Genomic DNA, 20,519 nt, shown 5'->3' with positions numbered 1-20,519 from the left:
CAGACTTTGTTAACCGTGTTGTACGTAATCTGCCGGAATGCGTACCTTATTCCTCATCGTTGTCTCATTGCTGCTTGCGGCCTGCAACACCCCCGGTCCGCATTTTCGCGGACTGCCCGCCACGCGTGTCACCGTCGAGGGGTCGACCTTTGACGTGCGGGTTCGTGACCGTCTGGCAGAGGCTTTGCGGATAAACCCAGAATACGCCCCGGGTTTCGGCCCGATTCAGGACAGGGCAGGCGTGGCGATGCAGCAGGTGTCGGGGTGCAGGGTGACGGAGGTGCGCGGCGATCAGGCGCTGGCGACTGGATTGCTGGACTGCGGCACCGACCCGTGGAAGCGGACGATGACGCCGGGGGTGCATTACGAATGCCGCGCCGTCAATGCGCCGGGTGCGCAAGGAGTATACCGCTGCGACCCGATCTAGGGTGACCAAATCGCCCGGAACTGCGCCTGGGCGCGAGTATGGCTGTTGCCTTACACACCGCAAGCCCGCAATATCTTGTGGATAACTGCGGGACAAACCGCGTTCCCTAGCGGTTCCCGTTGACAGGCCGACGCAGGCTCCTTCATCCTTGGGTGCACCGGAATCGGACCAAAGGCACGCATTTGCGCTTTTCCAAACTGAAATTGACGGGCTTCAAAAGCTTCGTGGACCCCACCGATCTGATCATCGCTGATGGTCTGACCGGCGTCGTGGGGCCGAACGGCTGTGGCAAGTCGAACCTGCTGGAAGCGCTGCGCTGGGTGATGGGCGAAAACCGACCCACCGCGATGCGCGGCGGCGGGATGGAGGACGTGATCTTTGCCGGGGCGGCGACGCGGCCTGCGCGCAACTTTGCCGAGGTCAGCCTGCACATCGACAATTCGGACCGGCTGGCGCCCGCGGGCTTCAACGATCATGACCACATCGACATCGTGCGCCGCATCACCCGCGACGTCGGCAGCGCCTATAAGGCGGGCGGCAAGGACGTGCGGGCGCGCGATGTTCAGATGCTGTTCGCCGATGCCTCGACCGGGGCGCATTCGCCGGCGCTGGTGCGGCAGGGGCAGATTTCCGAGCTGATCAACGCCAAACCAAAAAGCCGTCGCCGTATTCTGGAAGAGGCTGCGGGGATTTCGGGGTTGTACCAGCGACGTCACGAGGCCGAGCTGAAGCTGAAGGGTGCCGAAGCCAACCTGACCCGCGTGGACGACGTGGTCGAACAGCTGGCGGCACAGCTGGCGCAGCTTGCGCGGCAGGCGCGGCAGGCGGCGCGCTACCGCGAGATCGGCACGGAACTGCGCCGGACCGAGGGCATGTTGCTGTTCCGCCGCTGGCGCGAAGCCGATGATGCCCGCGCGACTGCAGACGAGGCATTGCGCGCCCGTGTCACCGCCGCAGCACAGGCCGAAGGACGTGTGCAGGCCGCCACGCGCGCCCGCAGTGCTGCCGAGGACGGATTGCCCGCGCTGCGCGAGGAAGAGGCGATTGCCGCCGCATTGGTTCAACGGCTGATCGTGCAGCGCGACACGCTGACGGACCAAGAGGCACAGGCGCAGCGGACCATTGAAACGCTGGTCAGCCGCATCGACCAACTGGCCCGCGACATCGACCGCGAGGGCGGGTTGAACCGCGACGCGGGCGAGACGATCGAGCGGCTGGAATGGGAACAGGCCGAGCTGCGCAAGGGGGCCGAAGGGCACGATGACCGGCTGGAGGCAGCCGTGGATGCCGCGCACGAGGCTGCATCTGTGCTGCAATCGCGCGAGGCGGATCTGGGGGTTCAGACCGAGGATGTCGCACGGCTGTCGGCACGGCACGGGTCGGCGCAACGGCTGCTTGATGACAGCCGCAAGACGCAGGAACGCTCGGAATCCGAGGCGGCCAAGGCGCGCGATGCGGTTGTCGCGTCGCAAGCTGCGCTGACCAAGGCGGGCACGGATTTCGAAGCGGCAGAGCAGGCGTCGCGCGTGGCCGAGGAAACGGCGCAGCGCGCCGACGCCGCGCTGACCGCCGCCGAGACCGCCCGCGCCGATGTACAAAACCGCGAGGCGGAAGCGCGCGGCGAGCGGTCAGAAGCCGAGGGCGAGATGAACGCGCTGCGCGCCGAAGTGGGCGCATTGGCCAAGCTGGTCGAGCGGGACACGGCAGAGGGTGGCCAGATCCTGGACCGGTTGCAGGTGCAAAAGGGATTTGAAAAGGCGCTGGGGGCAGCGCTGGCCGATGATCTGCGCGCGCCGCAGGTCGATGGTGATGGACCGTCGGGCTGGGCTGTGCTGCCGGTCTATGACCACGATCAGGCTCTGCCGCAGGGGGTCACGCCGATCACCCAGCATGTGTCGGTGCCCGAGGTGCTGACGCGGCGCATGTCGCAGATCGGGCTGTGTGATGCCGAGGATGCGGGGCGCCTGCAGGAGCAGTTGAAGCCGGGCCAGCGGCTGGTCTCTCCCGAGGGCGATCTGTGGCGCTGGGACGGGTTTCGCGCCTGGGCCGAGGATGCGCCGTCGGCGGCGGCGCTGCGGTTGCAGCAGCTGAACCGGCTGGAGGAATTGAAGCAGGGGCTGGAGCATGCCAGCCAGCGGGCCGAGGGCGCGCGCGCGGCCCACGAGGCGCTGACGGCGTGGTTGGCGGAATTGTCCAACGCCGACAAGGCCGCCCGCGAGGCGCGGCGCGAGGCGGATCGTCTGGTGGCCGACGCAGGCCGCGCGCTGAGCCGAGCCGAGGCGGATCGCAATCTGGCAGAGGGGCGGCTGGAATCCCTGTCGCTGGCGGTGAAGCGGCACGAGGAAGAGGCGATGGCCGCCCGTGCCCGCGTGCTGGAGGCGCAGCGGGCGCTGGAAGAGCTGGACGATGTGGACGAGGCGCGTGCGGCAGTCGAAGACCTGCGGATGACCGTCGAGGCGGCGCGGATCACGATGATGTCTCGCAGGTCGGCGCAGGACGAGTTGCGCCGCGAGGGCGAGGCGCGCACCCGCCGGGGCCAAGAGGTGACCAAGGAACTTTCGGGCTGGCGGCACCGGCTGGAGACGGCGGAGAAGCGCAGCGCCGAACTGGTCGGGCGCAAGGCGCAGTCCGAAGCTGAGCTGAAGGCGGCGCAGGCGCTGCCGGAGGAGTTGGCCGAGAAACGCGCCGAGTTGTCGGAAATGATGGACGGGGCCGAAGACCGCAAGGCCGCAGCCACCGATGCGCTGAGCCTGGCCGAAGCCGCATTGCGCGAGGCGACCGTGGCCGAGCGGGACGCGGAGCGCACCGCGTCAGAGGCACGCGAGGCCCGCGCGGCGTCAGAGGCACGCGCGGAGGCGGCGCGCGAGACGGTTCAGGCCGCAGCAGAGCGGATCGCGGAAGAGCAGCAGCAGGCGCCGCACCAGTTGCTGACGGCACTGGATGTGGACCCCGGTCAGATGCCGCGATCGGATGCGCTGGAGGCGGATGTGAACCGCCTGAAACGCCAGCGCGAGGCCCTGGGGGCCGTGAACTTGCGCGCCGAGGAAGACGCGCGCGAGGTACAGGAGGAACACGACACGCTGGTCAGCGAAAAGGCCGATCTGGAAGAGGCGATCAAGACGCTGCGCTCGGGCATCGCGAGTCTGAACCGCGAAGGGCGCGAGCGTCTGCTGACCGCGTTCGAGCAGGTGAACAGCAACTTTTCCCTGCTGTTCACGCATCTGTTCGGCGGCGGCGAGGCCAATCTGGTGATGGTGGAATCGGATGACCCGCTTGAGGCCGGCCTCGAGATCATGTGCCAGCCGCCGGGCAAGAAGCTGTCGACGCTGAGCCTGTTGTCGGGAGGCGAGCAGACGCTGACGGCGATGGCGCTGATCTTTGCGGTGTTCCTGGCCAACCCCGCACCGATCTGCGTGCTGGACGAGGTGGACGCGCCGCTGGACGACGCCAACGTGACGCGGTTCTGCGATCTGCTGGACGAGATGTGCCGCCAGACCGACACGCGGTTCCTGATCATCACGCACCATGCGGTGACGATGGCGCGGATGGACCGGCTGTTCGGGGTGACGATGGGCGAGCAGGGCGTGAGCCAGCTGGTGTCGGTCGATCTGAAAAAGGCGGCGAAGCTGGTCGCCTGAAACAAAAACGCTCGCCCCCGGTCAGGGGACGGGCGTAGTATGTGTAAGGAGGCGGGATTACTTTGCCTCTTGCATCGCTTTCAGGCTTTCTTCGGTCATGTCGACGTAGACGCGGAACTGGCCTGCATCGCCTTCACGCTGGATGTTCAGGCTTTGCATGTCCACGCGCACGTGGTCTTCGCCGATGCCCAGGAAACCACCGATATCCAGACGTGCACCGGTCAGCTGACCGTCATCCGACATATAAAGCTCGGCGACTTCGCCGATGTCTTCCATGTTGGCGTCCATCACCACTGCGCCGGTCAGATCGTCGGTCGTCAGATCCTCGAACTGGACTTGCGACCAGCCCTCGACCGCCACGTTCGGCGGTGTCGCGGCGTAGAGGCCGTCCTGGTTACCTTCGGACGTGGATGCCTCGTTGTCCGTCGTGATGACCTGGGTGTCGGTGCTCATCTCTTCGGTGGTCGCGGTGTCGGTGTCTGCCATCGCCGGATCGGTCGCTTGCGCATCCGCGTCTGCGTTCATGTCCGTATCGGCGGTCATGTCGGCGTTTGCATCCGTATCCATGGTGGCGTCGGTATCGGCCATCGTCGTGTCATCGGTCTGCAGTTCGGTGTCGGCGGTCGCCGTTTCCGTCATTGCCGTATCACCGGTCTGCGCGTCCGCATCGGCGGACATATCGGTGTCGGTCATCGCGGGATCGACGGCGGCACCCTCTGTGGCACCGGCGTTTGCATCGCTGTCTTCGGCCCAGGTGCCGATCATGGTGCTGTCATACTCGGGCGCATTTTCCAGAGTTTCTGGCGTGCCGTTGAAGACGACGTAGTATTCGCCGCCATCATTCATGCCGCTGACCAGTTTCACCTGATCGACGCTGAGTGCGACGCTGCGTTCACCGATGCCGAGGAACCCGCCGATGTCCAGAAGGACGGCGTTGACTTCGCCATCCGGGCTCATGATCAGATCATTCACCTCGCCGACGCGTTCCCATTCGATTGCGTCGGTGTCGACCTCAAGGCCATCAACCTCGGCTTGCGTCACATAGACGGATTTGCCGATCAGGTTCGACGCGCGCACGGTCTGGGCGCTTGCGACGTTCTCTGCGGTGCTGTCGACGAAGGGCGATTGCATTTCGGTTTGGGCATAGACGGTTGTGGCCATCAGTGCGGCGGCTGCGGTGGTTGCTAGAAAATGTTTCATTTGATCCTCCTGATCCTGAAAACGTATCTCAGGAGAACGCCGATCATTGAAAGCGGTTCCCACCCTGTCGCGGCCCTTCAGAACACAGAGCGGGAAACCGCCTGCGGTGACGGAAAGCCGCTCAGGACTTGGTTTCGACGGGGCCGCCCTGCTTGACCCAGTCGGAAAAGCCGTCCTTCAGGTGGGCGGCCTTGAACCCCATGTCGTTCAGGGTGTCGACGGATATGGCAGACCGCCAGCCCGATGCGCAGTGGAAGACAAACTTGCGGTCTTCGGCGAAGATGTCCTTGAAATAGGGGCTGTCAGGATCGACCCAGAATTCCAGCATGCCGCGCGGGCAGTGAAAGCTGCCGGGGATGAAGCCCGTGCGCTCGCGTTCGCGCGGGTCGCGCAGATCGACGATCTGCACGCTCGGGTCATTGACCATGGCGATCAGGTCGGCGGTTTCGATTTCCTCGATGCGGGCGCGGGCGTCGGCGACCATCTGGGCGCTGGTTTTGGTAAGGGGCATGGGCGGTATCCTTCAGATCTGGTTCAGCAGCGCGGGCGTGGGCCATGCGTCTGCGGGCAGGCCGAGGCGTTGTTGCTCGGCTTTCACGGCGGCGCGGGTGCCCGCGCCCAGGATGCCGTCGATGTCGCCGACATCATAGCCCTTGTCTTGGAGGCGGTGTTGCAGGCGTTTCATCTGGGCACTGTCGAGGCCGGTATCGGGGTTGCCCGCGTCATAGATGGGCGCACCGCCAAGGCGGGTGGCGAAATAGGCCGCGGTCAGGACGTAGGTGAACGACTGGTTCCATTCGAAATAGACGTTGAAGTTCGGGTAGGCGAGGAAGGCAGGCCCCTTGTGGCCCTGCGGCAGGATCAGCGATGCGGGCAGATCGGCGAGCGTATCGTTGCGCGCCGCCACGCCCAGTGCCTGCCAGTAGGCAGTGGATTTCACCGTCTCCAGCCCGCTTTGTGCCCAGTCCATCGTGGTGGGCACGGTTACCTCTTGCAGCCAGGGCTGGCCTGCCTGCCATCCCAGATGTTGCAGCATCTTGCCGCCCGAATGCAGCGCGTCGGTGGCGGAGGTTTTGAGGTCCACGCGCCCGTTGCCATCGGCGTCGACGCCGTTTTCGATGATGTCCTGCGGCAGCATCTGCACCATGCCGATCTCGCCCGCCCATGCACCTGTCGTGGTGCGCGGATCAAACTGGCCATCGGCGTGCAGGCGCATCGCGGCCAGCACTTGTGGGCGGAACAGTTCGGGGCGGCGGCAGTCATGGGCCAGTGTCGCCAGCGCGTTGGCAGTGTTGAAGTCGCCCTGGAACGCGCCATAATCGGTCTCGAACGCCCAGAAGGCCAGCAGGACCGAGCGGTCGACGCCGTAGGTCGTCTCGATCCGGTCGAAGGTGCTGTCGTATTGACCGGCCAGCTGCTGTCCCTTGTTCAGACGCTGGGACGAGATCAGGTGCCGCGAGAAGTCGATGAAGGGTTTCTGGAACACGCCCTGCGCCTGATCCGCCCTGAGCACCGACGCGTCCTGCCGCACGCCCGACAGGAAGGCGTCGGCTGAGGCGGGAGGGATGCCCATGCTGACGGCTTCGGCTTTCAGGCCCGATTTGAACTCCGAGAACGCGCCGCCGCATTGGGCGAATGCGGCCATGGGCAGGGTCAGGGAAAGGGCGAGGGTTGCAAGGCGCAGCATATGGGGTCCAGTTCAAAGCAAGAGTACGAGGGCGGTGAGGCCCAGAAAAACACCCCATGTCTTCCACAGGATTGCGCAGGCGGCGTCAATGTCTGCGGGTGTCAGCGGCACACGTCCGCCTGCGTTGACCCAAGACAACGGCTGGATCGTGCCATCATAGCTGCGCGGACCGGCAAGGGCCACCTTCAGCGCGCGGGCCATCGCGGCCTCGGGCCAGCCTGCGTTGGGGCTGCGGTGGCGGTGGGCGTCGTCTGTAATGTCGGACCATCGGTGCAACCCGCCGGAAAGCGCTGCGATCATCAGCGCGGTCAGCCGGGCAGGCACCCAGTTCAGCAGATCGTCCATGCGCGCGGCGGCCCAGCCGAAGTCGAGATATTTTTCGGTGCGGTAGCCGATCATGCTGTCGGCGGTGTTCACCACCTTGTAGATCACGAGACCGGGCAGGCCGCCGATCAGGAACCAGAAGGCGGGGGCGATCACCCCGTCGCTGAGGTTTTCCGCAGCACTTTCAATGGCGGCGCGGGCGGTGGCGCTGGTGTCCATGGCGGTGGTGTCGCGGCTGACGATCATCGCGACGTTGCGGCGGCCCTGCGCCAGCGACATACGCAATCCGTCTGCCACGGCGCTGACGTGCTGCACCAGCGAGCGCTGCGCCAGCAGGATCGCGGCGGCGATCGTCACCACGACCGGGCCGAACAGGGACAACACGCCGCCAATCGCGCCGCCGCCCAGCACCAGAAGGGCAAGGGCCGCGACGCCGCGTGCTTTTCGGTCAGGGCCGTGGTTCAGCCGCCGGTCGAGGACCGCGATGGCGCGGCCCATCAGCACGGCGGGATGCGGCAGACGTTTCCAGAGCCACGCGGGTTCGCCCAAGGCGGCGTCCAGCAGCAGGGCGCAGATGAGGATCGGGGCGGTGTCCATCAGGCGGCCTCGATCTGGGGCCAGCGGTCGGGCGCGGGCAGGCCCAGACGCAGCCATGTGTCGGAGTAGGGGAAGATCCGGCTCCAGACATGCGCCTCGGCCAGACGGTCGCGCCAGTGGGTTGCGTTATCGACCTCGTAGAGACGGAAAAGATCGGTGCCGCCCGCGATTGCAGCACCCTTGGCGGTCATCACATCGTCCAGACGGGCGGCATCCTGGGCCAGTCGTGCGCGGGTTTGCCGTGCCCAGTCGGGGTCCAGGAGGGCCGCGGTGCCTGTTGCAAGGGCCACGCCAGACACGGGCCAAGGCCCCAGCATCTCGCGCAAGGCGCCGATCAGAGCGGGGTCGCCGATGGCAAAGCCCAGACGCAGGCCCGCCAGCCCCCAGAACTTGCCGAAGCTTTTCAGGATCACGGTGCCGGGAGTGGTCGCCTGTGCCATCAGGGACGCATGGGGCGTCACGTCGCAAAAGCTTTCGTCGATCACCCGCAGGTCGCCGTGCAGGTCGCCCGCAGACCATATCCGACCATCGGGGTTGTTGGGGTTGACCAGAACCTGCGCCCCACCTTGCAACTGCACGTCCCAGCCGTGGGCCTGAAATGCGGCGGCGTGTTCGTTATACGTGGGCCCCGGAATGGCCACGCTGCCCGGTGCCGCCAGACGCGGGATCTGCGCGATCAGGGAGGAGGCACCGGGGGCGGCCAGAATTGCGGCCTCCTCCGGCACGGCCCAGAAGATGCGCGCGGCGGCTTCAAGCCCTGCGGTGGCGGTGGCGTCAGGCAGGGCGGTCCAGGCGTCTTCGGGCAGGGACGGGACCGGATAGGGCTGTGGGTTGATTCCCGTGGACAGGTCAATCCAATCGCTGCGCCCCCCGCCAAAGCGCGCCATCGCCGCATCGAGGTTGCCGCCGTGATCCCGCTTTTGCATCACGCTGTGTTCCTTTGCCATATGGGCCGATTTTCGCCCTATTCACACCGGGCCGATGGCAAAAACAAGCCGCTTTCGACCGTTTTCACGACTTGTTAGGGTTTTCCCCTTCTAGTTAATAAGTTGTTAACTTTTTGGTCGGAGTTGTCTTGGAACAGGTTGCCGAAAGCGGTGGCGGTAACGAAAGAAAGTGCGGGGTTGCCAATGAAAGTTCTGATCGTCGAAAGTGAGCCCAACCTTGCCGACGTCTGGTGCCGTCATCTGCGACGTCTGAACATGGACGTCAGCGTGGCGACCACGCAGGCCGAGGCGACGCTGCAGATCATCGAGACCTGCCCCGAGGTCATGATTCTGGACCTCATCCTGAAGAACGGCAGTGCGCTGGCGGTCTCGGATTTCGCAAGCTACCGCAGCCCCGAGACGCAGGTGATTTTCGTGACCAACACGTCGTTCTTTTCGGACGGGTCGATCTTTGCCCACGCGCAGAACGCCTGCGCCTTTGTCCAGAGCGAGACGCCGCCCGACGATCTGGCCGCGATGGTCGAATATTACGCGGCCAGACCCCCGGCGCACACTGCGTGACTAGCCGCGCCCGTGCGGCGCGTCGTAGTCGGGGGCGGGGTTGATCGGGATGATCCTGTGCGGATTGATGTTGTCGTGACTGTAGTAATAGTGGTGCACGATATGGTCGAAGTTGACGGTCTCGGCCACGCCGTCCCATTGGTAAAGCTCGCGGGTATAGGCCCAGAGGTTGGGATAATCGGTAATCCGCGCGCGATTGCATTTGAAATGGGTGTGATACACCTTGTCGAAGCGGATCAGCGTGGTGAACAGCCGCCAGTCGGCCTCGGTGATCTGGTCGCCCATCAGGTAGCGGTTCTGGCTCAGGCGGTCTTCCAGCCAGTCCAGCGTGTCGAACAGCGGATGCACAGCCTCGTCATAGGCGTCCTGCGAAGTGGCGAAGCCGGATTTGTAGACGCCGTTGTTCAGCGTGTCGTAGATGCGGTCGTTTACGGGCTCGATCGCGTCGTGCAACTCTGCGGGCCAGTAATCGTCGGTGTTGCCGGTGATCCCGTCAAAGGCGCTGTTCAGCATCCGGATGATTTCCGAGCTTTCGTTGCTGACAATGGTGCCACGCTCTTTGTCCCACAGGATCGGCACGGTTACGCGCCCGGTGAACTTGGGGTCGGCGCGGGTATAGATGTCGCGCGCGAAGGGCAGATCGAAGAGCGTGTCGCCGGTCGCGCCCTCGTAGTCGGTGTCGAAGGTCCAGCCATCGCCCAGCATTTCGGGATGCACGACTGACAGGCCGATGTGATCCTCAAGCCCCTTGAGCTTGCGAAAGATCAGGGCGCGGTGCGCCCAGGGGCACGCCAGAGAAACATAGAGGTGATACCGCCCGGATGCAGCGGCAAAGCCCCCCTCGCCGGATGGTCCTGCCGCGCCGTCTGCAGTGATCCAGTTGCGGAATTCGGATTTCGAGCGTTCAAATTTGCCGCCCGTCTTGTCGGTGTCGTACCACTTGTCTTGCCATTCGCCGTCTACGAGCAAACCCATGTCATTTCTCCTCAGTTCTTTGTATTGAACCTAGGGCGCGGAGGGGCAGAGGCACATCACCCGTCACCGCGCAGCCCACCTGCGCGAGCGCACATTTCTGCAACAGCCGCAGCGCAGCAATTGAAAATTCATAATAATTTCACTTGATGCGGGGCAGAGTAACGCCAATTTTAAAAGGCAAGAGAGTGGGGTAAATCATGACGACATTTTTGCCAAAAGAGGTTCAGGCCGGACTGGACAGCGCCCGTCTGCTCAGCCTGAAGAAGGCGTCGCGCCTGCGTGTGAACATCGACGGACAAACCTATCCGGTGCTGCGCATGTGGAAGACCGGATTTTCGGTCGATGCCGCAACCGCTCCCTATCTGCGCGGCTATGCCGATCTGTACGATGGGGCGATCCATCTGTTCCAGTGTCTGATTATCGCGACGGATGAAGAGGCGGGCGAGATGATCTATGAGTTCAAGCGCGCGACTGCCGTGGCCGACAAGCCTGCGCTGGATTTCGAACAGGCGGCGGATGCGCCGGTTGCCCTGCTGACGGATCAGCCTGTCGTCGATATGTGATTCTGGCGGCTTGGGCGCGCCCGCCCCGCCGATAGGGCGAAGCGGGTCGTTTGTGGCGGGCTGAGAGCCTACTGCAAGTCGGCGAAGGCGGCTTTCAGGCGCGTTACGGCCTCTTCCACCCGGCTGCGCTGTGTTGCGATGTTGAACCGCAGATAGCTTTCGCCGCCGGTGCCGAAGGTCGGGCCGTAGTTCACCGCAATGTGGGCGTCGTCCTGAACGCGGCGGGTGAACTCCTCGCGCGACATGCCGGTGCCGGAGAAATCAACCCAGCTGAGGTAGGTGGCTTCCAGCGGCATGGATTTCAGACCGGGAATGGCGTTTACCCCCGCGTCGAAGATCCGCGCGTTTTCGGCCAGGTAGGCCATCAGGTCATCGACCCAGGCCGCACCTTCGGGGGAATAGGCAGCCGTTGCCATGAACAGGCCAAAGGCGTTTGGCGACAGCCCCAGCGCGTTCATGCGTTTCTCGAAGGTCTTGCGCAGGGTCTCGTCCGCGATGATCACGTTGCCCAGATGCGCACCTGCGATCGAAAACGTCTTGGTCGTGGCGGACATCATCACCAGACGGTCGGCGATGCCGTCGATCTTGGCCATCGGGATGTGGGTATGACCCGGCATCACCAGATCGTGGTGGATCTCGTCCGAGACCAGGATCAGGTCGTGCCGCTTGGCGAACTCTGCGACGCCCTCCAACTCGGTGCGGGTCCAGACGCGGCCACCGGGGTTGTGCGGGCTGCACAGGACCAGCAGCGTTTCGCTGCCGTCCATCTGCGCATCCCACGCGTCGAAGTCCATCTCGTGACGGCCATCGTTCACGGCAAGGGGGCATTCGACCACGCGGCGGTCGGCGGCTTCGATCACGCGGGCAAAGGCGTGGTAGACGGGTGTGAACAGCACAACCCCGTCGCCTGGTTTGGTGAAGGCGTCGATGCACATCGCTGTGCCGTTGACCAACCCGTGCGTGGTGAAGATCCACGCAGGGTCGATTTGCCAGTCATGACGTTCCTTCATCCACCACTGGATCGCGGCGCGGTATTTGCTGTCGTCGCCGAAGTAGCCGAACATGCCGTGATCGACCCGCGCCTGAAGCGCATCAATCACGCATTGGGGTGGTTTGAAATCCATGTCCGCGACCCACATCGCCAGCCCGTCGTCGGTGGGAACGCCGTAGAGCTTTTCCATCATGTCCCATTTTGCGCAATGGGTGCCGCGGCGGTCGATGATCTCGTCAAAGCTCATGGGTCTCTCCTGTGATTGTGCCCGTATTGCTAACGCCCCAGCCGCCAAGCGCAAGGGGCCGTTGCACCGCAGCCCGTGTTGGCATAAATGACCTGCCATGAAACGCCCCATTCTCTTGCACCCCGATCCACGGCTCAAGAAGCACTGCGCGCCCGTCACCGATATGACGGACGAACTGCGCCGCTTGGGCGATGACATGTTGGCCACGATGTACGACGCACCGGGCGTCGGGCTGGCGGCCCCGCAGGTCGGCGTGCTGGAACGGCTGATCGTGCTGGATTGCGTCAAGGATGAAAACGAGACGCCGCGCCCGCTGATCATGTTCAACCCTGTGATCGTCGCATCTTCGGAGGAAACCAACGTCTTTGAAGAGGGCTGCCTGTCGATCCCCGAGCATTTTGCCGACGTGACCCGCCCCGCCGAGGTGCAGGTGCGCTGGACGGACCGCGACGGTAAGGAGCACAACGAAGAGATGGGTGGCCTCTGGGCGACTTGCGTGCAGCACGAGATCGACCATCTGGATGGCAAGCTGTTCATCGACTATCTCAAGCCGCTCAGGCGTCAGATGATCACCCGCAAGATGACCAAGCTGAAACGCGAGCTGGCGCGGGAGAAGTCATGAGCACACGTCCGATCCTGAAGTGGCCCGATGCGCGTCTGACGCAGCCCTGTGCCGCGGTGGGCGAGGTGACGGCCGAGGTGCAGATCCTGGCTGCCGACATGCTGGAGACGATGTATGCCGCGAAGGGGCGTGGGCTGGCGGGGCCGCAGATCGGCGTGATGCAGCGGATATTCGTCATGGACACCGGCTGGAAAGAGGGTGCGTCCGATCCGCTGGTGTGTATCGATCCGCAGATCGAGGTGCTGGACGAGACCCTCGCGGTCAACTCCGAAGCGTGCCTGTCGATCCCCGGCGTAGCCGCGGATGTGTCACGGCCTTCGGCTGTGCGGTTGTCATATACGGCGATGGACGGGGCACGGGTGAGCCGCGAAATGACGGGGTTTGATGCAGTTTGCGCGCAGCATGAAAGCGATCATCTGGACGGTGTTCTGACATTTGACCGGATCGACGCGGAGGCGCGCGCGACGCTGCTGGCCGACTACGAAGGCGGCGCTGCGTGACCGTTCGGGCGTTCGTGCCCTGGCCGGACAAGCGCCTGCGCACAGCCTGCGCGCCCGTCGCGGCGATCACGGATGAAATCCGGATGCTTTGGGCCGATATGGTCGAAACGATGGACGCGATGCCCGGCGTCGGGCTGGCTGCACCGCAGATCGGGGTGATGTTGCAGGTGGCCGTGGTCGATGCCACGTCCGACCGCAGCCGCCGGATCCTGCTGGCGAACCCTTCGGTTATCCAGGCGTCGGACGAGACAGAGGCGGGCACCGAAGCCTCGCCCAACCTGCCCGGTGTCCATGCCGAGATCACCCGCCCCAAGAAGGTCACGGTGCGGTTCCTGAACGCGGATGGAATGATCGACCGGCGCGATTTTGAAGGGCTGGAGGCGCGGTCGGTTCAGCACCAGATCGACCATCTGGCGGGGCGGATGTATTTCGACAATCTGGGCCGCGTGAAGCGGGACATGCTGATCCGCAAGGCGCGCAAGGCCCGCTAGTCACGACCCGTCAGGAAAGGACATCCGATGCGCATCGTCTTCATGGGTACGCCCGATTTCTCGGTGCCGGTGCTGGACGCGCTGGTACAGGCAGGCCACGACATCGCCGCGGTCTATTGCCAGCCGCCGCGCCCGGCGGGCCGTGGCAAGAAGGACCGGCCCACGCCAGTCCATGCCCGCGCCGAGGCGCTGGGGCTTGAGGTGCGGCACCCGGTCTCGCTGAAATCACCCGAGGCGCAGGCGGAGTTTGCCGCGTTGAACGCGGAGGTTGCAGTGGTCGTGGCATATGGGTTGATCCTGCCGCAGGCTATTCTGGACGCGCCGGATCGTGGCTGTCTGAACATCCACGCGAGCCTGTTGCCGCGTTGGCGCGGGGCTGCGCCGATCCACCGGGCGATCATGGCGGGCGATGCGCAGACGGGCGTGTGCATCATGCAGATGGAGGCGGGGCTGGACACCGGGCCGGTGCTGTTGCGGGTTGAGACGCCGATTGGGGCGGATGAAACCACGGCAGAGTTGCACGACAGGCTGAGCACGCTGGGGGCGGACGCGATCGTAAGCGCGCTGGCGCAGCTGGATGCGCTGACGCCGCAGGCGCAGCCCGATGTGGGCGTGACCTATGCCCACAAGATCGACAAGGCAGAGGCGGCGCTGGACTGGTCGCGCGATGCGGTCGAGGTGGATCGTCAAATTCGCGGGCTTTCGCCGTTTCCGGGGGCGTGGTTTGAACACGGTGGCGTGCGGATCAAGGTGCTGGGTAGCCGACTTGCCGAAGGGCAGGGGCAGGCGGGCGTGGTGCTGGACGACGCGCTGACCGTTGCTTGCGCAAGCGGTGCGGTGCAACTGACACGCTTGCAAAAGGCCGGGCGCGGAGCGCAGGATGCCACGGAGTTCCTGCGCGGCACGGCACTGCCCGCAGGCTCGAAACTTTAGGAGCGCGCGATGTTTCCCGTCATGATCGGCACCGTGGTGATTGCGGGCATCGTGGGCTATGTTTCCGAACGCTCGGGCTTTACCCACAATGGAATTTTGCAAAGCATCATCATCTGCGTGGGTGGCGCGTTCGTGTTCTATTTCATCCGGCTGATGTTCGGGTTTGGGTTCAACAGCGCCGGGCTGAACGCGATCCTGTCCAGCATCGGGGCGCTGATCATCGTGCCGACCCATTGGCGCAGATAGCGTTGCCGTCGGCAGGGCTGTTCAGGATTTCGGCGGGGTCGAGCGGTAGGTGGGCAACTGCCAGCCGAAGGCCAGCGATCCGGCACGCAGGGCCCATGTGACGGCGGCCCCTGCGACCAGTGCGGGCACATCTGGCGCGAAGTAGGTCGATGTCAGCCACAGTGCCAGCGCGCCACCGAAGGCCGCCGAGACGTAAAGTTCGCCCTGTTTCAGCACCACGGGCACGTCGCCCACGACCACGTCGCGCATCAGCCCGCCCATGCAGCCGGTGATCATGCCCATCAGGATCACGATGGGCGGCGGTGCGCCCAGTTCGAGCGCGACACCCGCACCCGCAGGCACCGCGATGGCGAGCGCCAGACTGTCGAGCCAGAGCAATGTGCGCAGGCGGCTTTCCAGCAAGTGCGCGGTAAAGAAGACCACGATGGCGGCCCCGCAGGCGACCGCGATATAGGTCGGCTGCGCGATCCAGAACACCGGGTTGCGGTCCAGAAGCACGTCGCGCAGGGTGCCGCCGCCCATTGCGGTCAGGCAGGCGATAAACAGGAACCCGACCGGGTCCATCTGGGCGCGGCTGGCGACCAGCGCGCCGGTCAGGGCAAAGATCATCACCGCGCCGAAGTCGAGAAGTGCGAGCCAGCTCATAGTGCGGCCCTGATCCAGTCGAGGGCGCTTTGGTGGGTCGGGGCGAAGTCGTGGTGGGCTGCGTCATCCAGCGCCAGCCAGCCGAAGCGGTGCAACGTGCCGTCGGGACCTGCGTTCTGCCAGCGGTCGCGGACGGGGGGCACGGTGCGACAAAGCGCAAAGTGCCAGCGTTCGCCTGCGACGATGTCGTCCGATGTGCCCAACAGCAGGGCGGCGCGGGTTTCCAGTCCGCTGATGTCGTAAAGCGCGTGGGCGGCAGCCGCCTCGGGCCGGATGCCTTGGGCTATGTCGCTAAGCACCAGTGCTGTCAGTGGGTACGTCGCAACAGCCAGCCTGCGCGGTGCGCCGTCAGGGTGCAGCGCGACGGGGCAGGCGATCTGTTTCATTTCGACTTGGGTTTGAACGGGGCCATGCCCGCGCGTGCCAGCGCGTCGGCGCGTTCGTTTTCAGGATGGCCTGCGTGCCCTTTGACCCATTTCCAGGTCACGTCATGGCGGGCCTGCGCCAGATCCAGACGCTGCCACAGTTCCGCATTGGCGACAGGCTTTTTCGCGGCGTTCTTCCAGCCGTTTTTCTTCCAACCGAAGATCCACGCGGTGATGCCGTTTTTCACATAGTTGCTGTCGGTCACAACGGTGATCTTGCTCGCGCGTTCCAGCGCCTCGAGCGCGTTGATCGCCGCCAGCAGTTCCATGCGGTTGTTGGTGGTCGCGGCCTCGCCGCCCTGCAGCTCGCGCTGTTTGACGACCGCGCCATTTTCCTTTGCGAGCATCAGGGCACCCCAGCCTCCCGGGCCGGGATTGCCGCTGCACGCGCCATCGGTATATGCGAATAATTCAGCCATGAGCGCGCAGACATAGCCAGTCTGCATAGGTGCCGTCCAGCCCCTTGTTGCGTCCATGTGCGCGGGCATCCTTGCGGGTGTCGATGGCAAAGCCTGCATCGGTCAGAAGGCCGGTCAGTTCGGCTTCGGTATAATAGGTATAGAGCCTGCCGATGCTGTCGCGGGCGGACCCTGTGCCGAGTTTCATGCCGATGTGGAACAGGCCGCCGCTGCGCAGGGCTGCCTTGATCGTCGCCAGATGACGCGGCATATCGGCGCGCGGGGCATGCAGCAGGCTGAAGTTGGCCCAGATGCCGTCATAGGTGCCGGTGATGTTGTCGAAGGTGCCCAATCGCGCCGTGACGCCGGGATGTTTCGCGGCCATCGCCACCATTTCCGGCACCGCGTCCATCGCGACCACGTCAAAGCCTGCTTGCGCCATGCGCCCGGCGGCCCGGCCCGGCCCGCAGCCCAGATCCAGAACGCGCCCCTTGCCCAATGCGGCCATGAAATCGGTCAGCTGCGGGTCTTCGCGGTCGTTCATCGCGGCGTATTCACCGGCCTGGGCCGCGTAGACGTCCAATGTCGCCTTGTCGCTCATAGGATCACACCGACGGCAAGGCAGGCCAGCACGATTGCGGTCAAGAGCACGCGCAGCGACATCCACCAGGCGGGGGCCAGCCCCCAGCGCCAAAAGGCGAAATCGAGCAACAACAGACCGGCAAAGCCCGCCATCAGGTTCAGTCCGGCGGCGACGGGGCCGCTGCCTGTGGTGAAGAACGCCCAGAGGGCGGGGATGACCGACAGCGCGTAGCCGGTGGCGGCTTGCGCCCCCTCGGCCTTGGTGGCGAAGCCCCAGAGCACGCCCGACATGAACGACAGGATCACCGCGCCATAGAACAACTGCACATAGGGCCCGACGAAGCGCGCGCCGAAGGTGGCAAGGGACCAGTCGGCCAGATCGGGGCTGAGCACGGTGGCGGCGCCCCAGACGAAGGGGATGAGGCCCAAAAGGCCCAGAACCAGAGGGGCGCGGGGGATCGTGGTCATCGGTCTTGTGGTCCTTCGATCATTGGCGCGGGTCAGGTTCCGTCCCAGACCAGTTCCATGCGCAGCCCGCCGGGTTCGGCGAACATCATGTGGTGGCGGGCGCTGCCCTGCATCGGTTCAGGCATGAATTCGACGGTGACGCCGGGCCAGCCTGCGACCAGTTCGGCGGTCTGGGTCAGGCTGTCGCGGTCGGGCACGGCAAGGGCAAGATGATGCAGGCCGATCTGGCTGTGGCGGTCAAAGTCGGCTGCGGCCTCGTCTGCCTGCCAAAGCGACAACCGCAGGCTGCCATCGGTCAGGGTGGTGCGCGGATAGCTTAGATCCTGGGCGATCTGTAGCCAGCCGAGACATTTGACGAAAAAGCCGGTCGTCGTGTCGAGGTCGCGCACGGCAAGGCCAAGGTGACTGAGGCCGGTGGTCTTGGGCATCTGCGGTTTCCTCGGATAAGGTCAGGCATGCGCGCGCAGAACGCGGGGCACCTTGAATTCGACATTCTCGATTGCGGTTTCGACCAGTTCGGTGGTGACGTCGAAACGCGCCTTCAGAGCGTCGATCACCTCGTTGATCAGCACTTCGGGCGCGGATGCGCCGGCTGTCACGCCGATCGACGCGATTCCCTCGAGGCTGCGCCAGTCGATGTCGTCGGCGCGTTGCACCAGTTGGGCGTAGTCACAGCCTGCGCGGGCGCCAACTTCGACCAGGCGGCGCGAGTTCGACGAGTTGGGGGCACCCACCACCAGCATCGCGTCGCATTTGGGGGCAATGGCCTTGACCGCTTCCTGCCGATTGGTCGTGGCGTAGCAAATGTCTTCCTTGTGCGGGCCGACGATGGCGGGAAAGCGCGCCTTGAGCGCTGCGACGATATCGGCGGTGTCGTCGACGCTGAGCGTGGTCTGCGTGACATAGGCCAGCTTCGCGGGATCGCGCACGTTGACGTGGGCGACGTCGTCGGGGGTTTCCACCAGCAGCACCTCGCCCTCGGGCAACTGGCCCATGGTGCCGACGGTTTCAGGGTGACCCGCATGGCCGATCATGATCATCTGCAGGCCTGCATCGGAGTGGCGCTGGGCCTCGATGTGGACCTTGCTGACCAGCGGGCAGGTGGCATCGACATAGACCATATTGCGGCGCTCGGCCGTGGCCGGGATCGCCTTGGGCACGCCATGGGCCGAAAAGATCACGGGGCGGTCGTCGGGGCATTCGTCCAGTTCCTCGACGAACACCGCGCCCTTGTCGCGCAATCCGTCCACGACAAAGCGGTTGTGCACGATCTCGTGGCGCACGTAGACGGGCGCGCCCCATTTCTCCAGCGCCATCTCGACGATCTTGATGGCGCGGTCGACGCCCGCGCAAAATCCGCGCGGGGCGGCAAGGTAGAGGGTCAGCGGGGGCTTGGACGACATGGAAAGGCTCCGGGGGCGCATGCGGTTAGGCTAGAGGTAGGGTGTCGGGGGGCTTGCGTAAACCCCGGCGCTGCTGGCAGCAGCTTTTGTCGAGGGCGGTACGGGCCACAGGCGTCTGTGCTTACCCCCCCCCCCCCCCCCCCCCTGTTCAGGGGGGTCGCGGTTGCGACCGAAGAGGCTAGGCTGTCAGACACGATTATTTGAATCAGTCTATTCAACGAAAAAACCGGGCCTCTTCGTTGAAGAGGTCCGGCATTAGTGATGTGTGAACACAATATACAAACGGTGCAGCCAGTCGCGAGACGACGTTGGCCGCAGTGTTTGATTTCAGGATTCGCTTGCGACCTCGGCGGTGCGCTGGGTCGCTTCTTCGCGGGGCGGTCGCCCGATCACGTCGCGCAGATCGTCCAGTTCGATGAAATTGTCGGCCTGGCGGCGCAGGTCGTCCGAGATCATCGGGGGCTGGCTGCGGATCGTGGAGACGACAGAGACGCGCACGCCCTGGCGTTGCAGGCTTTCGATGAGGGGTCGAAAGTCGCCGTCGCCCGAGAACAGAACGATGTGATCCACACGCGGGGCAAGCTCCATCGCGTCGACCGTCAGTTCGATGTCCATGTTGCCTTTGACTTTGCGGCGGCCCATCGAGTCTGTGTATTCCTTGGCGGGTTTGGTCACCATCGAGAAGCCGTTGTAGTTCAGCCAATCAACCAGAGGGCGAATGGGGGAATACTCTTCATTCTCCAGCAGGGCGGTGTAGTAGAACGCGCGCAGCAATTTGCCACGGCGCATGAACTCTTGACGCAGCAACTTGTAGTCGATGTCGAAGCCCAATGCCTTCGCGGCCGCATACAAATTGGAACCGTCGATGAACAGCGCAAGCCGCTCGTCTTTATAAAACATGAAAGGTCCTTTCGAAAATCGCCCGGTCTGCCTGTTTCCGTGAGTGTGTTGTTGCTTTAAGACGGGCGTGTCGCGCAAAAATAAGTATTTCTGAGTATGCCGCAAGGCACCCCAGGGGTCAAAAGGGACGTTCAGTTGATGCAAATCCGGTCAGATACACTGGTTGCCCTCGGGTCAAATCAGCAATCTTCCGCTGGGACGCCCGAAGAAACACTGAAAAGGGCCTGCGCGCTCATAGCGGACTCCGGCGTGGTGATTCGCGCGATCAGCCGTTTTTATGCAACGCCCTGCTTTCCCGCCGGGGCCGGTCCCGATTATGTGAACGCCGCAATCAACCTGGAGTGGAGTGGGTCGCCGGAGGAGATGCTGGCGACGCTGCACCGGATCGAGGCGGATCTGGGCCGTGCCCGCGTACACAGATGGGGCCAGCGCACCGTCGATCTGGACCTGATCGCGGTCGGGGACCGGGTGCTGCCCGATGCCGAAACCTATGCGCAGTGGCGTGATCTGCCGTTGGAAGAGCAAAGGTCGGCAGCGCCTGATCAGCTGGTTCTGCCGCACCCGCGGATGCAGGACCGCGCGTTCGTGCTGGTGCCGCTGGCGGATGTGGCCCCCGATTGGGTGCATCCCTTGTCGGGGCTGAGCGTGATCGAGATGCGCGATGCGCTGAATGCCGCCGATCTGGCAGAGGTGCGGCCGCTGTGACAGGTGCCTTGCAGACCTGTTTTCGCCTTGTCATCAGGTGCGGA

25 protein-coding genes are annotated in these 20,519 nt (G+C 64.5%); 10 read left to right on the top strand and 15 right to left on the bottom strand.

Annotation, left to right across the window (positions count from 1 at the left end):
* Positions 1-37 precede the first annotated feature (37 nt).
* Together NTA49_RS00325 and smc are read left to right on the top strand one after the other, a co-directional pair.
* Positions 38-427, top strand: coding sequence for a hypothetical protein (locus NTA49_RS00325; RefSeq protein WP_258292657.1), 390 nt, complete (start codon positions 38-40; stop codon positions 425-427).
* Positions 428-609: 182 nt separating this feature from the next.
* Positions 610-4,065, top strand: coding sequence for a chromosome segregation protein SMC (gene smc, locus NTA49_RS00320; RefSeq protein WP_261368049.1), 3,456 nt, complete (start codon positions 610-612; stop codon positions 4,063-4,065).
* Positions 4,066-4,122: 57 nt separating this feature from the next.
* On the opposite strand, the gene NTA49_RS00315 is transcribed toward smc, so the two are convergent.
* The 5 genes from NTA49_RS00315 to NTA49_RS00295 all read right to left on the bottom strand — a co-directional run bounded on the left by NTA49_RS00315 (position 4,123) and on the right by NTA49_RS00295 (position 8,802).
* The gene (locus NTA49_RS00315; protein ID WP_258292655.1) at positions 4,123-5,265 is read right to left on the bottom strand and encodes a PRC-barrel domain-containing protein; all 1,143 of its coding nucleotides are present in this window, start codon (positions 5,263-5,265) and stop codon (positions 4,123-4,125) included.
* Positions 5,266-5,386: 121 nt separating this feature from the next.
* On the bottom strand, positions 5,387-5,776 hold the full coding sequence (locus tag NTA49_RS00310) for a rhodanese-like domain-containing protein (RefSeq protein ID WP_258292654.1): 390 nt from the start codon (positions 5,774-5,776) through the stop codon (positions 5,387-5,389).
* A gap of 12 nt (positions 5,777-5,788) precedes the next feature.
* Positions 5,789-6,952 (bottom strand): lytic murein transglycosylase, encoded by a 1,164-nt coding sequence (locus tag NTA49_RS00305; protein ID WP_261368048.1) that lies wholly within the window; start codon positions 6,950-6,952, stop codon positions 5,789-5,791.
* A 12-nt stretch (positions 6,953-6,964) separates the two neighbouring features.
* A complete protein-coding gene (cbiB, locus tag NTA49_RS00300) occupies positions 6,965-7,873 on the bottom strand; it encodes an adenosylcobinamide-phosphate synthase CbiB (RefSeq protein WP_258292652.1) in 909 nt (302 codons plus the stop codon).
* Entirely contained in the window at positions 7,873-8,802 is a 930-nt protein-coding gene (locus NTA49_RS00295) for a threonine-phosphate decarboxylase (protein WP_332844270.1), read from the bottom strand. The genes cbiB and NTA49_RS00295 overlap by 1 nt, the downstream gene beginning before the upstream one ends.
* A 201-nt stretch (positions 8,803-9,003) precedes the next feature.
* Between NTA49_RS00295 and NTA49_RS00290 the strand changes: the two genes are divergently transcribed.
* Positions 9,004-9,381: a response regulator gene (locus NTA49_RS00290; RefSeq protein ID WP_258292650.1), complete on the top strand. Its 378-nt coding sequence runs from the start codon at positions 9,004-9,006 to the stop codon at positions 9,379-9,381.
* On the opposite strand, the gene NTA49_RS00285 is transcribed toward NTA49_RS00290, so the two are convergent.
* Positions 9,382-10,356, bottom strand: a complete 975-nt coding sequence (locus tag NTA49_RS00285) for a glutathione S-transferase family protein (RefSeq protein WP_258292649.1) — start codon at positions 10,354-10,356, stop codon at positions 9,382-9,384.
* A gap of 197 nt (positions 10,357-10,553) precedes the next feature.
* Here NTA49_RS00285 and NTA49_RS00280 point away from each other — a divergent pair, with 197 nt between their 5' ends.
* Positions 10,554-10,919 (top strand): hypothetical protein, encoded by a 366-nt coding sequence (locus tag NTA49_RS00280; protein WP_258292648.1) that lies wholly within the window; start codon positions 10,554-10,556, stop codon positions 10,917-10,919.
* A 68-nt stretch (positions 10,920-10,987) separates the two neighbouring features.
* Here the strand turns inward: NTA49_RS00280 and NTA49_RS00275 are convergent, their stop codons facing one another.
* Positions 10,988-12,157, bottom strand: a complete 1,170-nt coding sequence (locus tag NTA49_RS00275; RefSeq protein ID WP_258292647.1) for a MalY/PatB family protein — start codon at positions 12,155-12,157, stop codon at positions 10,988-10,990.
* Between the two features lie 97 nt (positions 12,158-12,254).
* Here NTA49_RS00275 and def (NTA49_RS00270) point away from each other — a divergent pair, with 97 nt between their 5' ends.
* The 5 genes from def (NTA49_RS00270) to NTA49_RS00250 are packed head-to-tail and all read left to right on the top strand — an operon-like array spanning position 12,255 to position 14,949.
* A complete protein-coding gene (gene def / locus NTA49_RS00270; RefSeq protein WP_258292646.1) occupies positions 12,255-12,779 on the top strand; it encodes a peptide deformylase in 525 nt (174 codons plus the stop codon).
* The gene (def, locus tag NTA49_RS00265) at positions 12,776-13,279 is read left to right on the top strand and encodes a peptide deformylase (protein ID WP_258292645.1); all 504 of its coding nucleotides are present in this window, start codon (positions 12,776-12,778) and stop codon (positions 13,277-13,279) included. The genes def (NTA49_RS00270) and def (NTA49_RS00265) overlap by 4 nt, the downstream gene beginning before the upstream one ends.
* The gene (gene def, locus NTA49_RS00260; protein ID WP_258292644.1) at positions 13,276-13,770 is read left to right on the top strand and encodes a peptide deformylase; all 495 of its coding nucleotides are present in this window, start codon (positions 13,276-13,278) and stop codon (positions 13,768-13,770) included. Before def (NTA49_RS00265) ends, def (NTA49_RS00260) begins: the two co-directional genes overlap by 4 nt.
* A gap of 27 nt (positions 13,771-13,797) precedes the next feature.
* Positions 13,798-14,703, top strand: a complete 906-nt coding sequence (fmt, locus tag NTA49_RS00255; RefSeq protein ID WP_258292643.1) for a methionyl-tRNA formyltransferase — start codon at positions 13,798-13,800, stop codon at positions 14,701-14,703.
* 9 nt (positions 14,704-14,712) lie between these two features.
* Positions 14,713-14,949: a hypothetical protein gene (locus NTA49_RS00250; protein ID WP_258292642.1), complete on the top strand. Its 237-nt coding sequence runs from the start codon at positions 14,713-14,715 to the stop codon at positions 14,947-14,949.
* Positions 14,950-14,970: 21 nt separating this feature from the next.
* Here NTA49_RS00250 and NTA49_RS00245 read toward each other — a convergent pair whose 3' ends face one another.
* From NTA49_RS00245 to NTA49_RS00210, 8 genes are all read right to left on the bottom strand, one after another.
* Complete coding sequence (locus NTA49_RS00245) at positions 14,971-15,594, bottom strand: trimeric intracellular cation channel family protein (RefSeq protein WP_258292641.1); 624 nt, start codon at positions 15,592-15,594, stop codon at positions 14,971-14,973.
* Positions 15,591-15,980, bottom strand: coding sequence for an NUDIX hydrolase (locus NTA49_RS00240; RefSeq protein WP_258292640.1), 390 nt, complete (start codon positions 15,978-15,980; stop codon positions 15,591-15,593). Before NTA49_RS00240 ends, NTA49_RS00245 begins: the two co-directional genes overlap by 4 nt.
* Entirely contained in the window at positions 15,977-16,438 is a 462-nt protein-coding gene (rnhA, locus tag NTA49_RS00235) for a ribonuclease HI (protein ID WP_258292639.1), read from the bottom strand. Before rnhA ends, NTA49_RS00240 begins: the two co-directional genes overlap by 4 nt.
* On the bottom strand, positions 16,431-17,018 hold the full coding sequence (locus NTA49_RS00230; protein WP_258292638.1) for a class I SAM-dependent methyltransferase: 588 nt from the start codon (positions 17,016-17,018) through the stop codon (positions 16,431-16,433). The genes rnhA and NTA49_RS00230 overlap by 8 nt, the downstream gene beginning before the upstream one ends.
* Entirely contained in the window at positions 17,015-17,467 is a 453-nt protein-coding gene (locus NTA49_RS00225) for a DUF3429 domain-containing protein (RefSeq protein ID WP_258292637.1), read from the bottom strand. The genes NTA49_RS00230 and NTA49_RS00225 overlap by 4 nt, the downstream gene beginning before the upstream one ends.
* 32 nt (positions 17,468-17,499) lie before the next feature.
* Positions 17,500-17,895 (bottom strand): VOC family protein, encoded by a 396-nt coding sequence (locus NTA49_RS00220; protein ID WP_258292636.1) that lies wholly within the window; start codon positions 17,893-17,895, stop codon positions 17,500-17,502.
* 21 nt (positions 17,896-17,916) lie between these two features.
* The gene (gene ispH / locus NTA49_RS00215) at positions 17,917-18,870 is read right to left on the bottom strand and encodes a 4-hydroxy-3-methylbut-2-enyl diphosphate reductase (RefSeq protein WP_258292635.1); all 954 of its coding nucleotides are present in this window, start codon (positions 18,868-18,870) and stop codon (positions 17,917-17,919) included.
* Between the two features lie 327 nt (positions 18,871-19,197).
* Complete coding sequence (locus tag NTA49_RS00210) at positions 19,198-19,770, bottom strand: LabA-like NYN domain-containing protein (protein ID WP_258292634.1); 573 nt, start codon at positions 19,768-19,770, stop codon at positions 19,198-19,200.
* A 96-nt stretch (positions 19,771-19,866) separates the two neighbouring features.
* Here NTA49_RS00210 and folK point away from each other — a divergent pair, with 96 nt between their 5' ends.
* The gene (folK, locus tag NTA49_RS00205) at positions 19,867-20,475 is read left to right on the top strand and encodes a 2-amino-4-hydroxy-6-hydroxymethyldihydropteridine diphosphokinase (RefSeq protein WP_332844269.1); all 609 of its coding nucleotides are present in this window, start codon (positions 19,867-19,869) and stop codon (positions 20,473-20,475) included.
* Positions 20,476-20,519 lie beyond the last annotated feature (44 nt).

Origin of the sequence: Pseudosulfitobacter koreensis (assembly GCF_024733015.1) — a bacterium.
Lineage (GTDB): Bacteria > Pseudomonadota > Alphaproteobacteria > Rhodobacterales > Rhodobacteraceae > Pseudosulfitobacter > Pseudosulfitobacter koreensis.
The sequence above is the reverse complement of the archived record's forward strand: the minus strand, read 5'-3'. Positions and strand labels throughout refer to the sequence as shown.